The organism is Arthrobacter sp. Bi26 (genome assembly GCF_918697925.1).
In the GTDB taxonomy this organism is placed as follows: Bacteria; Actinomycetota; Actinomycetes; order Actinomycetales; family Micrococcaceae; genus Arthrobacter.
In genome coordinates this window covers 1-2,831 of sequence record NZ_CAKKMF010000188.1, presented here as the reverse complement: position 1 = coordinate 2,831, position 2,831 = coordinate 1, and the positions used below count along the sequence as shown (strand labels likewise).

The 2,831-nt window shown below is 64.3% G+C and carries 2 protein-coding genes; both read left to right on the top strand.

What is annotated here, in order from left to right:
- Nucleotides 1-465: 465 nt before the first annotated feature.
- Nucleotides 466-1,209, top strand: coding sequence for a hypothetical protein (locus tag LQV16_RS23315; RefSeq protein WP_229996203.1), 744 nt, complete (start codon nt 466-468; stop codon nt 1,207-1,209).
- Between the two features lie 433 nt (nt 1,210-1,642).
- Nucleotides 1,643-2,638, top strand: a complete 996-nt coding sequence (locus LQV16_RS23310) for a patatin-like phospholipase family protein (RefSeq protein ID WP_229996202.1) — start codon at nt 1,643-1,645, stop codon at nt 2,636-2,638.
- Nucleotides 2,639-2,831: the final 193 nt, after the last annotated feature.

Here is a 2,831-nt window from a genome sequence, read left to right as displayed (position 1 = left end):
CCCAAAAACACCCCAACACCCGCCCCGCCACCCCAACCCGGAACTGTGCACTGCATCACCACAGCACCAACCGCAGCCAACAACGCCGCCGCCGGCACCACCGAAAGAACACCCCCGCCGGCACTCTGTCGGGAACCGACGTTGTCTTCGGGCACGCCGTGGTGTTCGCAACGAACACCGGGCGCAATGGGCGGCCTGCCACTGAGCGGCTGGCGAGACAGTTCTTATGCTCACGGAGTCTTATGCTCACAGAGGCAAGCTGCGGGACGTCGCTACCGACCAGAAGGGCCTGGCAGTTCTGCTGCGACTTTCTGCTCTTGTGCAGCCATTTTGGTGTCCGGGACAATTCGGGGCATACGGAACTTAGGATTCGGGGCCGGACTGTGACGTCACTCCTCGAGCTGCGGGGCGGCCGGTCCGACCCGCCGCCTCATAGCCCGGCTCACTGCAGTGGAAGGAGGGGGCATGAACCAGCGTCGGGTCGATGAAACATTCAGCGTCAATGAAACCGTCAGCCCTGCACGCGCTAAGCCCACCCGGCTGTGGCTCGCGGCGGGCGCACTGGCCGGCGCCAGCCTCCTGGGAGGCGTGACTGTCACCCCTGCAGGGATGCTTGCGCTCCCCGGCAGCCCGCAGTCCACCTCACAGCAGACAGGGACTCAGCCTTTCGGGCCGGCCTCCTACAAGGCTGAAGATACCCTGGCTGCCTTCGGCCGCATTACCTACGACTACGAGCCCTTCCGTTCCCCGGCGGCGCTGGCAGCGGCGAGCCAGGTGATCGTCCGGGGAGCCGTGGTGGGCGTCCGGAAAGGAAGAGTGGGCACCGGCATCCACTCCATTGTTCTGATCCTGCGCGCTGACACCGCGATCAAGGGCGGACTGCCACAGGGCAGTGACGGGAATGTCTACCTTGAGCTGAATGGTGCAAGGAGTTCGGATCCCCTGTACTTCCTGAAGGCCTTTCCCAAGGGGGCCGCTGCCGTTGCCTACATGGTGCCCGCTGGGGACGGTACACCCAGAGAAGGAACGGACGTGACGGTAGAGAACCCGATGGCGGGCCGTCCGGACGGGCAGGCGCTGTTCATGGCACCACCGCAGGGTCTTGTCCTTCAAGCCGGCGACCACGACGTCGTGTGGCCGCTCATCGGCGAACGGGCACCGGGGAAGATCGTCGATGCGCTGCCCGGGGGCAACCTGATCAGGGGGTAGCCGCCGAATGTGCCGACGGGCAGGGTCTTGTGTTTTGGGGGCTTAAATGCGCAAGGGCCCCCAACGTGGTTGGGGGCCCTCGACCTCAATGATGTTCCGGCGGGAACCTAGCACTGGGGGTCCTGGTGGTTGGGACACCGCCGTTCCCGGCCTTCCAGGCTGCTCTGGCGGATTGTTGTGGGGGTAAATGGCCCATCACAGATGAGGGTGTAGCGGACGGCGGCGCGTTCGACAGGCGCACTGCAACCGGCTCGATGCCGATTGCGCACCGTGTCGCTGGTGTGCGATCATTCCCGTGATCGTGATCCATCGGCAGGAGGTGAGACCCATGTATGCAGTATCCGCAATGGGTTCTCCCCACAGTCCACGATCGCGCGACTGAGCTAGTCGCCACCGGGAGCGCCCAACAGCCAATTCGCGAAAGGCGACTCCCATGAACACCACACCCTCTTCAACTCTGCACATCACCTCGATGACAGCCTCCGACCGGCCGAGGTCCGACCAGAATCAGCCGCAGGTCGACGCCACAAAGCAGGTGCGCGCTGCGGGCGGGCGAGCGTTGGTGCTCGGTGGCGGCGGATCGACAGGCAACGCGTGGCTGATCGGCGTCATCGCCGGCCTCTTCGATGCCGGGCTGGATGTGACTGAGGCTGATCTGGTCATCGGGACGTCGGCCGGCTCGACCGCCGCGACCCAGATAACCAGTGGGATCCAGGCGACCGAACTGCTTGCCGCTATTCTTGCCGCGGCGCCCCAGCAACGTACCGGTCCGGTCGGATCCGACCGTGGACGCGTTCCGATCAGGCCGGCGGCGGACCACATGGAGAGAACGAGCAAGATCATCGCCGCCGCTGAGGATGCGGCCGACATGCGTCGCAGAATGGGCGCCGCGGCACTCGATATGGCTGCGGCGTCGGACGGCTCCAGGCAAACGCGGTGGCGCGCGACCGTCGCCGCGCGGCTGCCCAGTCAGCACTGGCCGGAACGAACAGTGCTCATCACGGCGGTCAATGCCCATACCGGCGAACCGGTCGTGTTCGACCGCCACAGCGGAGTCGACCTGGTGGACGCCGTCGCGGCCAGCTGTGCCAGTGGCTTCGCCTACAGGATCGGAGACAAACGGTATATCGACGGCGGCTACCGACGCAACGAGAATGCAGATCTGGCAGCCGGAAACGGGCGGGTGCTGGTGCTGTCGCCATTCGGCGGCAGAACACGGACGCCGTTGGAGTGGGGCATGCATCTTGCAGCACAGGTCGACGAGCTACGCGCGCGCGGCAGCAAAGTCGAAACGATCTTCCCGGATAGCAACTCTGAGCATATGTTCGGCGCCAATGCGATGGATCTGTCCCTGCGTCCGCCCGCCGCTCAGGCTGGTTACAACCAAGGCAGAGCCCTTGCCGAACAGCTCACCGATTTCTGGCGCTGACGCTCTCGAACCTGAAACGAGGTCAGGCCCCGACTACATCCTCGGTCATGAAGAGCCGGTTAAATGGGCTCATCAACTTTTAGCGTGGTGTCCTTCAAATGAAGGGGCTCGTAGCCCTGCGAGCATAGGTGTTGTCGAGACATCTATTGCTGAGGACTACGAGCCTTGTTACAGATTACGCAGACGTGCGATG